This is a genomic window from Pseudomonas sp. AC083 (assembly GCF_979253165.1).
Window position 1 is genome coordinate 23,805 of sequence record NZ_CEEDDH010000011.1, and the last position, 14,029, is coordinate 37,833.

Sequence of the window (14,029 nt, forward strand, 5' to 3'; positions counted from 1 at the left end):
CACGTAATCGTCGACAGTTCAACGAAGTGACGTGAGCCGGGAGGGGAAATTTAAGCGCGAGAGGCAATTAGCGCTTCAGTGATGAGGCGCCGGCATCACGGCAATCCTGTACGGCTCGAAAATCCTCAGCAATTCGCCGTTGTCGCGCAAGCGCTGCAGCAGGTTGCCGAAGGCTTCGCCGGTGATCGGAGCGTTTGGCCGCAGAATCGCGTAATGGTGATAGATCTGATCGGTGCGCTGCGAAGCCAACAGCTCGTCGCGGACCTTCTCGTTGCGCAGCAGGTAATCGAACAGATAGGAACGGGTGACCAAGGCAATGTCGGCGCGTCCGCGCAGGACCATCAGCAGGTTGCTGTCGTGAGAATAGGTCAGCGTGGCGTTGTAGTTGTGCGCGAGGTATTTCGGGTCGGCGTTGAAGTTGGCGAATTCGTAGTGATAACCGCTGAACAGCGCCAGACGTTTGCCCGACAGGCTCGAGAAGTAGTTTTGCTGGCGGCCGTCTTCGCGTTGCGCGACGAAAATCTCGGCGTCTTCCAGGCCCATGTCGACGTCGTCGTGGGGAATGTCCTTCCAGCCCCACTCGGGGTTCTCGAAGATCGCCATATCGATGCGGCCCTGCTTGAAATCACCGAAACGGCGCGGGATCGACGTCGGCACCAGGACGAACTGATAGTCGCTCTGCGAGCGGTTCAGCGCCTCGATCAATTGCGGCAACAGGCCGGTATCGGCGCCGTTTTCCGGGCGAATCGTGTAGGGCGGGAAATGCGCGGCGCCGACCCGGACCAATTGCGCTGACTGAGCGGGCAATACCCATAACGCAGCCAGCGCAGCGAGCATCAGCCCGGCGGCTGTCCGAATTGGCGAAGACTTCAAAACACCCCACTCCCCGAAAAAAATAGCGATCAATGCATTCAAGCTAGGCGGTTTCGCCGACTTAGCCAGTTTGTCGGCGGGTCCGACAACCGTTCAACGCGCTTCGAGGACCAGAATCAGCGCTTCATCGGCGAGCTGATCGAGGCTCAAACTGCCGCCGGCACGGAACCAGGTGGTGGTCCAGGACAGTGCGCCGGTAAGGAAACGTCGGGTAATAAAAACGTCGCCGCGAATATAGCCGGCATCCTTGGCCTCGCTCAGCACCTGCAGCCAGATGTCTTCATAAACGTCACGTAAAGCAAGGACTTTAGCCTGGCCGTCTTCGGACAATGAGCGCCATTCGTACACCAGCACCGCCATCGCCTCGCCACTGCCGCCCATGATCGACTGCAATTCGCAGCGAATCAGCGCCAGCACTTTCTCGCGCACGTCACCGGCTTCGGCCAGGGCTGCGCGCATCAGCGCGGTGTTGTAGCGGATGGTTTCCTCCATCACCGCGCGGAGAATTTCATCCTTGCTTTTGAAGTGATGAAAAATGCTTCCCGACTGAATGCCCACAGCGCTGGCCAGATCGCGCACCGTGGTGCGCTCGTAGCCTTTGTTGCGAAACAGGTGAGCCGCCACTTGCAGCAATTTGCCGCGGGCGCTGTCCGGGTCGGTCAACTGGCCTTGGTCGACCAGTTCGCGCATGACCCGCAGGGCTTTTTGCTCGTCCACCCGTTCTCTCCTACAGTCGATCAGTGTGTTGCCCCCTGTAACCGCAGGGTTGCGCGCAATTTAAGCCGCGCGCGGGCACCAAGCAAGCGCTTGGGCAGAAGAATGTTTCGCCTGTTTACAAACCAAGCGCTTGCTTGGTAGCCTCCAGACACTTCTGTCGCAGGTCCCTGAGTCGGAGATAAAAATGCCAACCACCGTGCGAATCGGCTGCGCCAGTGCTTTTTGGGGCGACACTTCCACTGCTGCCGCCCAGCTTGTCTCCGGCGGAAACCTGGATTATCTGGTGTTCGATTATCTGGCCGAGATCACCATGTCGCTGATGGCCGGCGCGCGCCTGAAAGACCCGCAGGCCGGGTTCGCGGGTGACTTCGTTGAAGTGCTGGCGCCGCTGCTGACGCAACTGGCCGAACAGAACATCCGCGTGATCAGCAATGCCGGCGGGGTCAATCCGCAGGCCTGCGCGACGGCCCTGCAAGCGGCCTGTGACCAGGCTGGGGTCCAGCTGAAGATCGCCGTGTTGCTCGGCGACGACTTGCAAGGACAGCTCAAAAACCCCGCCGATATCCGCGAAATGTTCAGCGGCGCCCCATTGCCGCGTATGTGCGTGTCGACCAACGCCTACCTCGGCGCGCCGGGAATTGTCGAAGCGTTGCGCCTGGGTGCCGCAATTGTCATCACCGGCCGGGTGGTCGACAGCGCCGTAGTCAGCGCGGCGCTGGTCCACGAATTTGGCTGGTCGTGGCATGACTACGACAAACTCGCCCAGGCCGCGCTGGCCGGGCACATCATCGAGTGCGGCGCGCAGTGCACCGGCGGTAATTTCACCGACTGGCGCGAGGTGCCGGATTACGAGCACATCGGTTTTCCGATCGTCGAGGTCAGCGCCGATGGCCAGTTCCTCGTCAGCAAACCCGAAGGCTCCGGCGGCCTGGTTACGCCGCTGACCGTCGGCGAGCAGATGCTCTACGAGATCGGCGATCCGCAGGCCTATCTGTTACCCGACGTTATCTGCGATTTCACTCAGGTCAAACTTCAGCAACAAGGCAAAAACGTCGTGCAGGTGCACGGTGCCAAAGGCCTGCCGCCCAGCGACAAATACAAGGTCAGCGCCACGTACCCGGACGGTTTTCGCTGCACCGCCAGTTGCCTGATGGCCGGCATCGACGCGGTGGACAAGGCGCGGCGGGTCAGTCAGGCGATCATCGACAAGACCGCCGAGATGTTCAGCCTGCGCGGCTTGGCGCCGTACAGCGAAACCCACGTCGAACTGCTCGGCAGCGAGGCCACTTACGGCCCCCACGGCCAGCGCCGCGACAGCCGTGAAGTGGTGATCAAAATCGCCGTACGCCATTCTGACAAACGCGCGCTGGTGCTGTTTTCCAAAGAGATCGCCCAGGCCGCGACCGGTATGGCGCCGGGCTTGACCGGCATCGTCGGCGGTCGGCCGACGGTTTATCCGGTCATCCGTCTGTTCTCGTTCCTCATCGATAAAAGCGCCTGCACCCTGCAAATCGACATGGCCGGTGAGCGCCATCCGTGCGCCCTCCCCGACCCAGTGGCCCTCGACAGCGCAGATTTGCCGCTCGCCCATCAGCCACCCAAACCCCAGGGCCGCGCCGATGCCAGTGTGCCGCTGGTGAAACTGGCGGTGGCGCGCTCCGGCGACAAGGGCAACCACAGCAATATCGGCGTGATGCCGCGCCATCCCGATTACCTGCCATGGATCGCCGAAGCGCTGACCCCTTCGGTGGTGGTCGACTGGATGCGCCACGTCCTCGATCCGCTTCTCGGGCGTGTCGAACGCTGGTATCTGCCCGGCACCCACGGCCTCAACTTTCTTTTGGAAAACGCCCTCGGCGGTGGCGGTGTCGCCAGTCTGCGCATCGACCCGCAAGGCAAAGCCTTCGCCCAGCAACTATTGGAAATCCAGATCCCGGTGCCGCAGAGCATCGCCGAACAGCTCGACTAGAGGATGGTGTGCATGGCTTACGCGTCGATTTTTCGCGCCGATCTGTTCAGCGGCCAGAACCTGATTGTCACCGGTGGCGGCAGCGGCATCGGTCGCTGCACCGCCCATGAACTGGCGGCGCTCGGCGCCAATGTGCTGCTGGTGGGGCGCAAGCCGGAAAAACTCGAAAAGGTCGCCGCCGAAATCGCCGAGGACGGCGGCCGCGCGCACTGGAAGGCCTGCGATATCCGCGATGAAGAAGCGGTCAAGCAACTGGTCAAAGAGCTGATCGCCGAACACGGGCCGATCCACGGTCTGGTCAACAATGCCGGCGGCCAGTATCCGTCGCCCTTGGCCTCGATCAATCAGAAGGGCTTTGAAACCGTGCTGCGGACCAATCTGGTCGGCGGCTTTCTGATGGCCCGCGAAGTGTTCAACCAGTCGATGAGCAAACACGGCGGCAGCATCGTCAACATGCTCGCCGACATGTGGGGCGGCATGCCCGGCATGGGCCACTCGGGGGCAGCGCGTTCGGGCATGGACAACTTCACCAAGACTGCTGCGTTCGAGTGGGGTTACGCCGGGGTCCGGGTCAACGCCGTGGCGCCGGGCTGGATCGCCTCCAGCGGCATGGACACTTACGAGGGCGCATTCAAAGCGGTGATTCCGACCCTGCGCGAGCATGTGCCGCTCAAGCGTATCGGCACCGAATCGGAAGTCAGTGCGGCAATCGTGTTTCTGCTCAGCCCGGCGGCGGCATTCATCAGCGGCACCACAGTGAAAATCGACGGCGCCGCCAGCCTCGGCAGTCGCGCCTGGCCGCTGCACAAGGCCAGCCACAGCGAATCGTTCAATGGTTTTCACCGCGCGTATTTACCAGAAGTGTTGCGTCCCGACGTGCTCAAGGACAAGGAATAAGCCATGGCGCAGATTCAGTCGCAACTCGATCCGCACAGCGAAGCGTTCGCGCGCAACCGCGCGGCCATGCTCGCCGCCATCGAGCAGGTGCAGCAGCTCGAACAGAACCTGCTGAACAAGGCCGCCGAAGCCAAAGACAAATTCAGCAAACGCGGGCAACTGTTGCCCCGCGAGCGCCTGAACCTGCTGCTCGACCCCGGTGCGCCGTTCCTCGAACTGGCCAGCCTCGCCGGCTATAAATTGCACGACGACAAGGACGGCAGCTCGGCCGGTGGCGGGCTGATTGCCGGCATCGGTTACGTCTGCGGCATCCGTGCGATGGTGGTCGCCAACAACAGCGCAATCAAGGGCGGCACGATCTCGCCGAGCGGCCTGAAAAAATCCCTGCGCCTGCAACAGATCGCGCGGGAAAACAAACTGCCGATGATCACCCTCGCCGAAAGCGGCGGCGCCAATCTCAACTACGCGGCAGAGATCTTTGTCGAAGGCGCGCGCAGTTTCGCCAATCAGGCGCGCATGTCAGCCATGGGTTTGCCGCAGATCACCGTGGTGCACGGCTCGGCCACCGCAGGCGGCGCCTATCAACCGGGGTTATCGGATTACGTAGTGGTGGTGCGTGGCAAGGCCAAGCTGTTTCTCGCCGGCCCGCCATTGCTCAAAGCGGCGACCGGCGAAGTGGCCACCGATGAAGAACTCGGTGGCGCCGAGATGCACGCGCAGGTCGCCGGCACTGCCGAATATCTCGCCGAAAACGACGCTGACGGCATACGCCAGGTCCGCGAGATCATGCGCATGTTGCCCTGGAACGAGCAGCTGCCGTGGCTGCCGCAGCCGCAATTCAAAGAACCGCTCTACCCCATCGACGAACTGCTCGGGCTGATCCCGGACGATGCAAAAAAGCCCTACGACGTGCGCGAAATCATCGCGCGGATTGCCGATGAATCGGACTTTCTCGAATTCAAAGGCGAGTTCGATCAGCAAACCCTTTGCGGCCAATTGAAAATCCAGGGCCGCGCCTGCGGCTTCATTGGCAACAACGGCCCGATCACCCCGCAAGGTGCGAGCAAGGCGGCGCAGTTCATCCAGTTGTGCGACCAGAGCCAGACGCCGCTGCTGTTTTTCCACAACACCACGGGTTTCATGGTCGGCACCGAATCGGAACAGCAAGGCGTGATCAAGCACGGCTCGAAACTGATCCAAGCGGTGGCCAACGCACGGGTGCCTAAACTGACCATTGTCGTCGGCGGTTCCTACGGCGCCGGCAACTACGCCATGTGCGGGCGCGGGCTCGATCCGCGCTTCATCTTCGCCTGGCCCAACAGCCGCACGGCAGTAATGGGCGGCGCACAGGCCGGCAAGGTCTTGCGCATCGTTACCGAAGCCAAACAGCTCAAGGACGGCATCGAGCCGGATCCGAAAATGCTCGACATGCTCGAACAGATGACCGCGCAGAAACTCGACAGCCAATCCACCGCCCTGTACGGCAGCGCCAACCTGTGGGACGACGGCCTGATCGACCCGCGCGACACCCGCACCCTGCTCGGTTACTTGCTGGATATCTGCCACGAAGCCGACACGCGCAAGCTGCAACCCAACAGCTTCGGCGTCAGCCGCTTCTGACCGCCACGGATCCTACGGAGAACAACAACAATGATCTTCACCCCGGAACACGAAGCCCTGCGCCGCACCGTCCGCCAGTTCGTCACGCACGAGATCAACCCGCACGTCGAAGAATGGGAAAAGGCCGGGCGCTTTCCCATCCACGAGATTTTCCGCAAGGCCGGCGAGCTGGGTCTGCTGGGCATTTCCAAGCCGGAAAAATTCGGCGGCATGGGCCTCGACTACAGCTATTCGATCGTCGCCGCCGAAGAGTTCGGCACCATTCATTGCGGCGGGATTCCGATGTCGATCGGCGTGCAGACCGACATGTGCACACCCGCCCTCGCCCGCTTCGGCTCCGACGAACTGCGCGAAGAATTCCTCCGGCCGGCGATCACGGGCGAACAGGTGGGTTGCATCGGCGTTTCCGAAGTCGGCGCCGGCTCCGATGTCGCCGGGCTGAAAACCACAGCACGCAAGGACGGCGATGACTACGTGATCAACGGCAGCAAAATGTGGATCACCAACTCGCCGAGCGCCGATTTCATCTGCCTGCTCGCCAACACTTCCGACGACAAGCCGCACATCAACAAGTCGCTGATCATGGTGCCGATGAACACCCCGGGGATCAGCCTCAGTTCGCACCTGGACAAGCTCGGCATGCGCAGCTCGGAAACCGCGCAGGTGTTCTTCGACAACGTGCGCGTGCCGCAGCGCAATCGCATCGGCCATGAAGGCGCCGGGTTCATGATGCAGATGCTGCAGTTCCAGGAAGAACGCCTGTTCGGCGCGGCGAACATGATCAAGGGCCTGGAATATTGCATCGACAGCACCATCGAGTACTGCAAGGAGCGCAAGACCTTCGGTAACGCGCTGATCGACAACCAGGTGATCCACTTCCGCCTCGCCGAATTGCAGACCGAAATCGAATGCCTGCGCGCCCTGGTCTATCAGGCCACCGAGCAGTACATCAAAGGCCAGGACGTCACGCGCCTGGCGTCGATGGCCAAGCTCAAGGCCGGGCGTCTCGGCCGGGAAGTCAGCGACAGCTGCCTGCAATATTGGGGCGGCATGGGCTTCATGTGGGACAACCCGGTGGCCCGCGCCTATCGCGATGTGCGCCTGGTATCGATTGGCGGCGGCGCCGACGAAATCATGCTGGGGATCATCTGCAAACTGATGGGCATCCTGCCGGGGAAAAAGAAATGAGCCGCCTGCCCGATTGCCAGACGCTGTTGCTGGAACTGCATGGCGGCGTGCTGCACATCACCCTCAACCGCCCGGACAGCCGCAACGCGATGAGCCTGCAAATGGTCGCCGAACTGCGCGCGGTACTGGCGGCGGTGCACGATGACCGCACAGTGCGGGCCTTGGTGCTCAGCGGTGCCGGCGGGCATTTTTGCGCCGGCGGCGACATCAAGGACATGGCCAGCGCACGCGTTCAAGGGGCGGACGCTTACCGCGAGTTGAACCGGGCGTTCGGTGCGTTACTGGAGGAAGCCCAGCACACGCCGCAGGTGCTGATCACCGTGCTGCAAGGCGCCGTGCTCGGCGGCGGCTTCGGCCTGGCTTGCGTCAGCGATGTTGCGATTAGTGATCACAAGGCGCAGTTCGGCTTGCCGGAAACCAGCCTCGGCCTGATCCCGGCGCAAATCGCACCGTTTGTGGTGCAACGGATCGGCTTGACCGAAACCCGGCGACTGGCGCTGACGGCGGCGCGTTTCGATGGCGCCGAGGCGCAGCGATTGGGGCTGGTGCATTTCGTTGAACAGGATGCGCAAGCGTTGGCCGAGCGACTGGATGAGGTCTTGCAACAGGTGCTGCGCTGCGCACCGGAAGCGAATGCGATGACGAAAAAATTGTTGCTGGCGAGTGCCGGACAGCCGTCGAGTGCATTGCTCGATGAGGCGGCGCAGTGGTTCAGCGCGGCGGTGACCGGAGACGAAGGAATCGAGGGGACCATGGCATTTATGCAGAAACGCAAGCCTCGGTGGTTCAGCTAAAAGCTTCGCGAGCAGGCTCGCTCCCACAGGTTGAAATGCATTCCAAATGTGGGAGCGAGCCTGCTCGCGATGAGGCCACCCCATTCACCGCTATCATTTCAGGAACCCCACCATGCCCGCCATCCACAAAATCCTGATCGCCAACCGCGGTGAAATCGCCTGCCGCATCCAGCGCACGGCCCAGGCGCTGGGTTATCGCACAGTCGCCGTGTTCAGCGACGCCGACGCCGATGCGCTACACGTGCAAATGGCCGACCAAGCCGTGCATATCGGCCCGGCGCCGGTGCAGCAGTCGTACCTCAACATTGCGGCGATCCTCGACGCCGCCCGCCGCAGCGGCGCCGACGCGATTCACCCGGGCTACGGCTTTCTCTCGGAAAACGCCGATTTCGCTCGCGCCTGCGCCGAAGCCGGGCTGATTTTCATCGGCCCCAGCGTCGAAGCGATCGAACTGATGGGCAGCAAACGCCTGTCGAAAATCGCCATGCTCGACGCGGGCGTGCCATGCATTGCCGGCTATCAAGGCGCAGCGCAGGACGACGCGACGCTGCTGGCCGAAGCCGAGCGCATCGGCTATCCGCTGATGATCAAGGCCAGTGCCGGTGGCGGTGGACGTGGCATGCGCCTGGTGCACGAGGCCAGCGAACTGGCGGCGCAACTGCGCACCGCGCGGTCCGAAGCAATGAACGGTTTCGGCAGCGACGAGTTGATTCTTGAGCAGGCGTTGATCGAACCGCGTCACGTCGAAGTGCAGCTATTCGGCGACCAGCACGGCCATCTGGTCTACCTCGGCGAACGCGATTGCTCGATCCAGCGCCGTCATCAGAAAGTCATCGAAGAAGCGCCGTGCCCGGTGATGACCGCCGAGCTGCGCCAGGCCATGGGCGAAGCGGCACTCAAGGCCGGGCGCGCGGTGGATTATGTCGGCGCCGGCACCGTGGAGTTCCTCCTCGACGCACGCGGGCAGTTCTACTTTCTGGAGATGAACACCCGTCTGCAGGTCGAGCATCCGGTGACGGAATTGATCACCGGGCTGGATCTGGTCGCATGGCAGTTGCTGGTTGCCGAGGGCCAGCCGCTACCGCTGACGCAGGAGCAGATCCGTCTCGACGGTCACGCCATGGAAGTGCGCCTCTACGCTGAAGATCCCGCTGCGGATTTTCTTCCGCAAACCGGCCGAATTGCCGCATGGCAACCGGCGTCGGATCACGGTGCGCGCATCGATCATGGTCTGCTTGAAGGTCAGTCGGTGAGCCCGTTCTACGACCCGATGCTGGGCAAACTGATCGCCCACGGCGCAACTCGCGAAGAGGCGCGACGCAAATTGTTGCGTGCGGTGCAGGACACCGTGCTGCTTGGCGTGCAATGCAACCAACGCTTGCTCGAAGGCCTGCTGCAACATCCGCAGTTCATCAGCGGCGATTTCAGCACCGCTTTCATCCAGGAACATTTTTCCAGCCATGGCTGCCTCAACACCTATGTGCCGACGGCGGCGCAACTGGCGATTGCCGTGGTGTTGTTCTATCAGGCCAGCGCCCTGCCCCATCGCGCCCCGCTGCTCGGCTGGCGCAACAACGCCAGCGTGCCGTTGCACTATCGACTCGGCAGCGACGAACAGGACTGGACGCTGTCGGTGCTGGCGCGCAAAACCGGCGAGTTGGTCGTGCAGGCTGGCGAAAGCACTGTGGAGGTGAAAATCATTGAGCACGCCGCGCAATCGATCACCGTCGAAGTCGATGGTCTGCGCCAGCGTCACGCCTATCGTCTGCACGATCGGCAGCTTTGGCTGTTCACCCATCCTGGCAGCCTGCGCCTGGAGGATCGAACTCATGCGCCGATCGACAGTCAGACCAGCGTCGCCTCCGGCATCCTGAAAGCCCCGATGGACGGTGCCATTGTCGATGTGCTGGTCAGCGAAGGCAGTACGGTCAGCAAGGGTCAATTGCTGGTGGTACTGGAGGCAATGAAAATGGAGCATCCGTTGAAGGCCGGCATCGATGGCGTGCTCAAACGGGTGCAAGTGAAGGTCGGCGATCAGGTAAAAAATCGTCAGGTTCTGTTGCAGGTCGAGTAGTCGCCCGGGCACAAGCGCGGGGTTTGACTACGCTCTGATAAATCAGAACGCGGAAATCAGGAACCCTGCGATGCCCCATTGGCTGGTCATAGATCTGGAAGCCACCACAGACGAGGGTGGCTGGCCGGTCACGGAAATGGAAATTATCGAGATCGGTGCGACCCTGGTCGACCGCGCCGGGCGCGAGCAGGATCACTTCCAGCGCTTCGTCAAACCGACCCGCCGGCCATTGCTGACGCCGTTCTGTCGGGAGCTGACACACATCACCCAAGCCAACATCGATTCGGCGCAACCGCTGAGCGAGGTCTGGCCGGCCTTTGAGCGTTGGCTCGCGCAGCACCAGGCTCGCCTTGATGGCTGGGCCAGTTGGGGCGGTTACGATCGCCAGCAATTGCTGCAGGAGTGGCAACGCCTGAACATCGACAGCGGCCTGAGCAAAGTCCCGCACATGAACCTCAAACAGCGCTTCGCCAAGGCCCGGCGCCTGGAACGACCGCTGGGGCTCAACGGCGCGTTGCAACTGGCGGGCATGCAGTTCAACGGCCAACAACATCGCGCGCTGGAAGATGCCCGCAATACCGCACGGTTATTGCCGCTGGTCCTGCCGCTTTAGACGCGTGACGGCGCGAAAAGCCTTGTGCATACTGGCCGCCCCCTTTTAAGCCCTTTTCGAGGAATCCGCCCATGTTTAAAGTCAACGAGTACTTCGACGGCACCGTCAAGTCGATCGCCTTTGGCACCGCTGAAGGTCCGGCGACCATTGGCGTCATGGCCCCGGGCGAATACGAATTCGGCACCAGCCAGCGCGAGATCATGCATGTGGTTTCCGGCGCGCTGAGCGTAAAACTGCCAGACAGCAGCGACTGGGAAACCTTCGCCGCCGGCAGCCAGTTCAACGTCCCGGCCAACAGCAAGTTCCAACTGAAAGTCGAAGTGGATACCGCTTACCTGTGCGAATACCGCGGCTGATCCCGCCGGTTTCACCGCGCAAAAAAATGCCCGCGTCCAAAAGACCCGGGCATTTTTCGTTTCAGGGGAAACTCTATTCGAGAATTCCCACCGGCATGCCGACTTCCAGGCGGCCATTGCCGTCGTTGACCAGATTCTGTCCGAACATCGCGCCATCAGCGGTTGAGCGATGTTTCTGTAACGTCGCGAACGGCTCGCGATCGGCGCTGCGTTCACCGGTTTGCGGGTCAACAGTGGTCATGATGCAACGCGCGCACGGCTTGACCACGCGAAACTCGATATCGCCGATGCGAATACGTTTCCATTGATCCTCGGCGTAAGGTGCGCTGCCTTCGATGACCAGATTCGGACGGAAGCGCAGCATCTCCAGCTCTCGCCCTACCGTTTCCGAGAGGGCCAGCCGCGAAGCTTCGCCGATCAGCAGCAGCGGATAACCGTCGGCGAACGCCACTTGATCGTCATCCTTGCCGAAACCCGCTTGCGTGGTACGTGCCCGCTCGAGTGGCATTTGCACCAGACGTGTCGGCTTGCCGAGGAAGTCGCTGACAAAACGCGCGGCTTGATCACCGGCGTCCGGCACCCGCAGGGTGTCACGCCAGATCGTCACACCGCGCAGCTCGGCGTCGGCAGCGGGCAGCGCGACTTCGATAGATCCCTGCTCGGGAGCGCTGAGGGTCAGACCGCCGCTGGCATTCCATAACGCCGATAACTGACTCATCTTCGCTTCGGCACGCTGGGTCAGAAAGCGCCCGCTGGCCTCGTCCACCAGCATCCAGCGTCGGTCGCCCGCCAGCCCGAGCTTGTCCAGCTCGATGCTGTGCAGGATTTCGCCCTTGCCGGATTTCAACGGGTAACGATAAAGCGCGCTCAGACGCAGCATGGCCAGCTTCCTTGGAGGAAAAACGCCACCCTATACGAGCTTCAATACCGAATCAAAGCCGTCATTAATGTAAATACACTTCTGTGGGAGCGAGCCTGCTCGCGAAAAGGCCGGCACATTCACCATCAATGTGTCCGACCCTGCGCTTTCGCGAGCAGGCTCGCACAGGAAGCAAAATGTGCGTGTTTCAGGCCGGCACGGCGTCGAGCATCAGACGCTGGCGTACCACGTCGACCAGTTTGTCCGGCTGGAATTTGGAGAGGAAGTTGTCGCAGCCGACCTTCTTCACCATCGAGTCGTTGAAACTGCCGGACAGCGAGGTGTGCAGCACGACGTACAGGCCACGCAGGCGAGGGTCGTTGCGGATCTCCGTGGTCAGGCGATAGCCGTCCATTTCCGGCATTTCCGCATCGGTGAAGATCATCAGCAGTTTATCGGTCATGTGCACGCCAGTATCGGCCCAGGCCTTGAGCATGTTCAAGGCTTTCAGACCGTCGCTGGCAATGTGCATCTTCACCCCGAGCTGGCCGAGAGTATCGCGCAATTGCGATAGCGCTACGTTGGAGTCGTCCACCAGCAACACTTCGCGGCCACGGGCGCGCTCCAGTACCGGGTCGTCGAGTTTCTCGCGCGAGACCTTGGCGTTGTACGGGACGATTTCAGCGAGGACTTTCTCGACGTCGATGATCTCCACCAGTTGATCGTCGACCTTGCTGATCGCGGTCAGATAATGCTGGCGGCCAGCACTGGTCGGCGGCGGCAGAATGGCCTCCCAGTTCATGTTGACGATGCGGTCGACACCGCCGACGAGGAAGGCCTGCACCGAACGGTTGTATTCGGTGACGATGATCGTGCTGTTCGGGCCCGGCACCAGTGGGCGCATGCCGATTGCCTGGGACAGGTCGATCACCGGCAAGGTCTGTCCGCGCAGATTGACCACGCCGCAGACGAAAGGATGACGCTGCGGCATCAGGGTCAGCTTGGGCAGTTGCAGCACTTCCTGAACCTTGAACACGTTGATCGCGAACAGCTGGCGTCCGGCCAGGCGAAACATGAGGATTTCCAGGCGATTCTCACCCACCAGTTGCGTGCGTTGGTCTACCGTGTCGAGAATGCCGGCCATCAATGACTCCTGGGCTTGTTCTGATGAATTCACTATGGGGGTTTATCGGCTGCATTCAGCTAATCTTGATTGCTGTAAAGCGCGCCGCTAAAAATGCCACAAACGGCCATTGATGTCACACTGACATCATGCTTTACTGGCAATCGTGATTTCATCTGCTAGATTCATTGCGGCGCGACCTCGGTTTGCACGTTAGGTTCCCGCGCCTAAGGGATTCCCCTAGGATCAATCAGGCCCAACCTGATATTCGCCATTTCCAATAGCCATTACTGTGACGCCATTCTCATTGCATGAACGGAGTCAGGCTATTGTGTGCGATCGCAATTCAGTGGCAACCCACCCTCTGGAACCCCTCGGTCCGTGCACCTGCACCGCCGGGCGCGATCTGCCGACGATTCACGATCGTCGCCACACACGGCCATCCGTCAACCAACACGACGTGGTGGAGATGAACATGCCAATCGACCGTAAAGACTGGGCGCAACGCTTCCCCGAATTTCTGGTCGAGGCCGAAACGCTTCTCGCCAAGTCCGAAGAATGCCTGAGCCATCTGCAACTGATCAGCAATGACAAGGATGCCATCGACTGCATGCTCGGCACTCTGCTGAAGCTGGCCGGCCGCGCCGAAGCCTTGGCACTGGAAGCAATCTCCGAGTTTTCCCTGCACATCTACAGTCTGCTGAATCTGACCCAGGATCGCGTCGACCTGCACGAACAGGCCCTCGATGCCTTGCGAGACTGTTTCACCCTGATGGCATGGCAGCTTGAGCTGGTCGATCATAAAACCGGACAACTGAGCCTTGATGGCAGCGAGCAGACAGCCCTGCTTGAGGCCTTCGCGGCACAAATGGGCCAGGACACGTTCGAACCGAAGATGATGAGCAAACGTTTGCTCTCTACGTCCCTGATAGCGCACCAGGCTTGA

13 protein-coding genes are annotated in these 14,029 nt (G+C 61.3%); 9 read left to right on the forward strand and 4 right to left on the reverse strand.

Going from position 1 to position 14,029, the window contains the following annotated elements; genetic code table 11:
* Positions 1-75 precede the first annotated feature (75 nt).
* A complete protein-coding gene (locus tag AC0IXA_RS16850; protein WP_073472484.1) occupies positions 76-873 on the reverse strand; it encodes a substrate-binding periplasmic protein in 798 nt (265 codons plus the stop codon).
* A 93-nt stretch (positions 874-966) separates the two neighbouring features.
* On the reverse strand, positions 967-1,590 hold the full coding sequence (locus AC0IXA_RS16855; RefSeq protein ID WP_341639403.1) for a TetR/AcrR family transcriptional regulator: 624 nt from the start codon (positions 1,588-1,590) through the stop codon (positions 967-969).
* A gap of 184 nt (positions 1,591-1,774) precedes the next feature.
* Between AC0IXA_RS16855 and AC0IXA_RS16860 the strand changes: the two genes are divergently transcribed.
* The 8 genes from AC0IXA_RS16860 (at position 1,775) to ppnP (ending at position 11,101) form a co-directional block, all read left to right on the forward strand.
* Positions 1,775-3,559: an acyclic terpene utilization AtuA family protein gene (locus AC0IXA_RS16860; RefSeq protein ID WP_471813957.1), complete on the forward strand. Its 1,785-nt coding sequence runs from the start codon at positions 1,775-1,777 to the stop codon at positions 3,557-3,559.
* Positions 3,560-3,571: 12 nt separating this feature from the next.
* Positions 3,572-4,456 (forward strand): SDR family oxidoreductase, encoded by an 885-nt coding sequence (locus AC0IXA_RS16865; protein ID WP_122700113.1) that lies wholly within the window; start codon positions 3,572-3,574, stop codon positions 4,454-4,456.
* A gap of 3 nt (positions 4,457-4,459) precedes the next feature.
* On the forward strand, positions 4,460-6,076 hold the full coding sequence (atuC, locus tag AC0IXA_RS16870; protein ID WP_197891364.1) for a geranyl-CoA carboxylase subunit beta: 1,617 nt from the start codon (positions 4,460-4,462) through the stop codon (positions 6,074-6,076).
* Between the two features lie 30 nt (positions 6,077-6,106).
* Positions 6,107-7,264, forward strand: a complete 1,158-nt coding sequence (atuD, locus tag AC0IXA_RS16875) for a citronellyl-CoA dehydrogenase (protein ID WP_056788533.1) — start codon at positions 6,107-6,109, stop codon at positions 7,262-7,264.
* Positions 7,261-8,058 carry an enoyl-CoA hydratase/isomerase family protein gene (locus AC0IXA_RS16880; protein ID WP_471813960.1) on the forward strand — a complete coding sequence of 266 codons (798 nt, stop codon included), beginning with the start codon at positions 7,261-7,263 and terminating at the stop codon, positions 8,056-8,058. Before atuD ends, AC0IXA_RS16880 begins: the two co-directional genes overlap by 4 nt.
* Positions 8,059-8,170: 112 nt before the next feature.
* Positions 8,171-10,132: an acetyl/propionyl/methylcrotonyl-CoA carboxylase subunit alpha gene (locus tag AC0IXA_RS16885; RefSeq protein WP_471813962.1), complete on the forward strand. Its 1,962-nt coding sequence runs from the start codon at positions 8,171-8,173 to the stop codon at positions 10,130-10,132.
* A 70-nt stretch (positions 10,133-10,202) separates the two neighbouring features.
* The gene (locus AC0IXA_RS16890) at positions 10,203-10,745 is read left to right on the forward strand and encodes a 3'-5' exonuclease (protein WP_471813964.1); all 543 of its coding nucleotides are present in this window, start codon (positions 10,203-10,205) and stop codon (positions 10,743-10,745) included.
* 71 nt (positions 10,746-10,816) lie between these two features.
* A complete protein-coding gene (gene ppnP / locus AC0IXA_RS16895; protein ID WP_024013687.1) occupies positions 10,817-11,101 on the forward strand; it encodes a pyrimidine/purine nucleoside phosphorylase in 285 nt (94 codons plus the stop codon).
* A 73-nt stretch (positions 11,102-11,174) separates the two neighbouring features.
* Here the strand turns inward: ppnP and AC0IXA_RS16900 are convergent, their stop codons facing one another.
* Together AC0IXA_RS16900 and AC0IXA_RS16905 are read right to left on the reverse strand one after the other, a co-directional pair.
* Positions 11,175-11,981 (reverse strand): MOSC domain-containing protein, encoded by an 807-nt coding sequence (locus AC0IXA_RS16900; RefSeq protein WP_471813966.1) that lies wholly within the window; start codon positions 11,979-11,981, stop codon positions 11,175-11,177.
* 187 nt (positions 11,982-12,168) lie between these two features.
* Positions 12,169-13,104: a chemotaxis protein CheV gene (locus AC0IXA_RS16905; RefSeq protein WP_016770829.1), complete on the reverse strand. Its 936-nt coding sequence runs from the start codon at positions 13,102-13,104 to the stop codon at positions 12,169-12,171.
* 454 nt (positions 13,105-13,558) lie between these two features.
* Between AC0IXA_RS16905 and AC0IXA_RS16910 the strand changes: the two genes are divergently transcribed.
* Entirely contained in the window at positions 13,559-14,029 is a 471-nt protein-coding gene (locus tag AC0IXA_RS16910; RefSeq protein ID WP_471814067.1) for a hypothetical protein, read from the forward strand.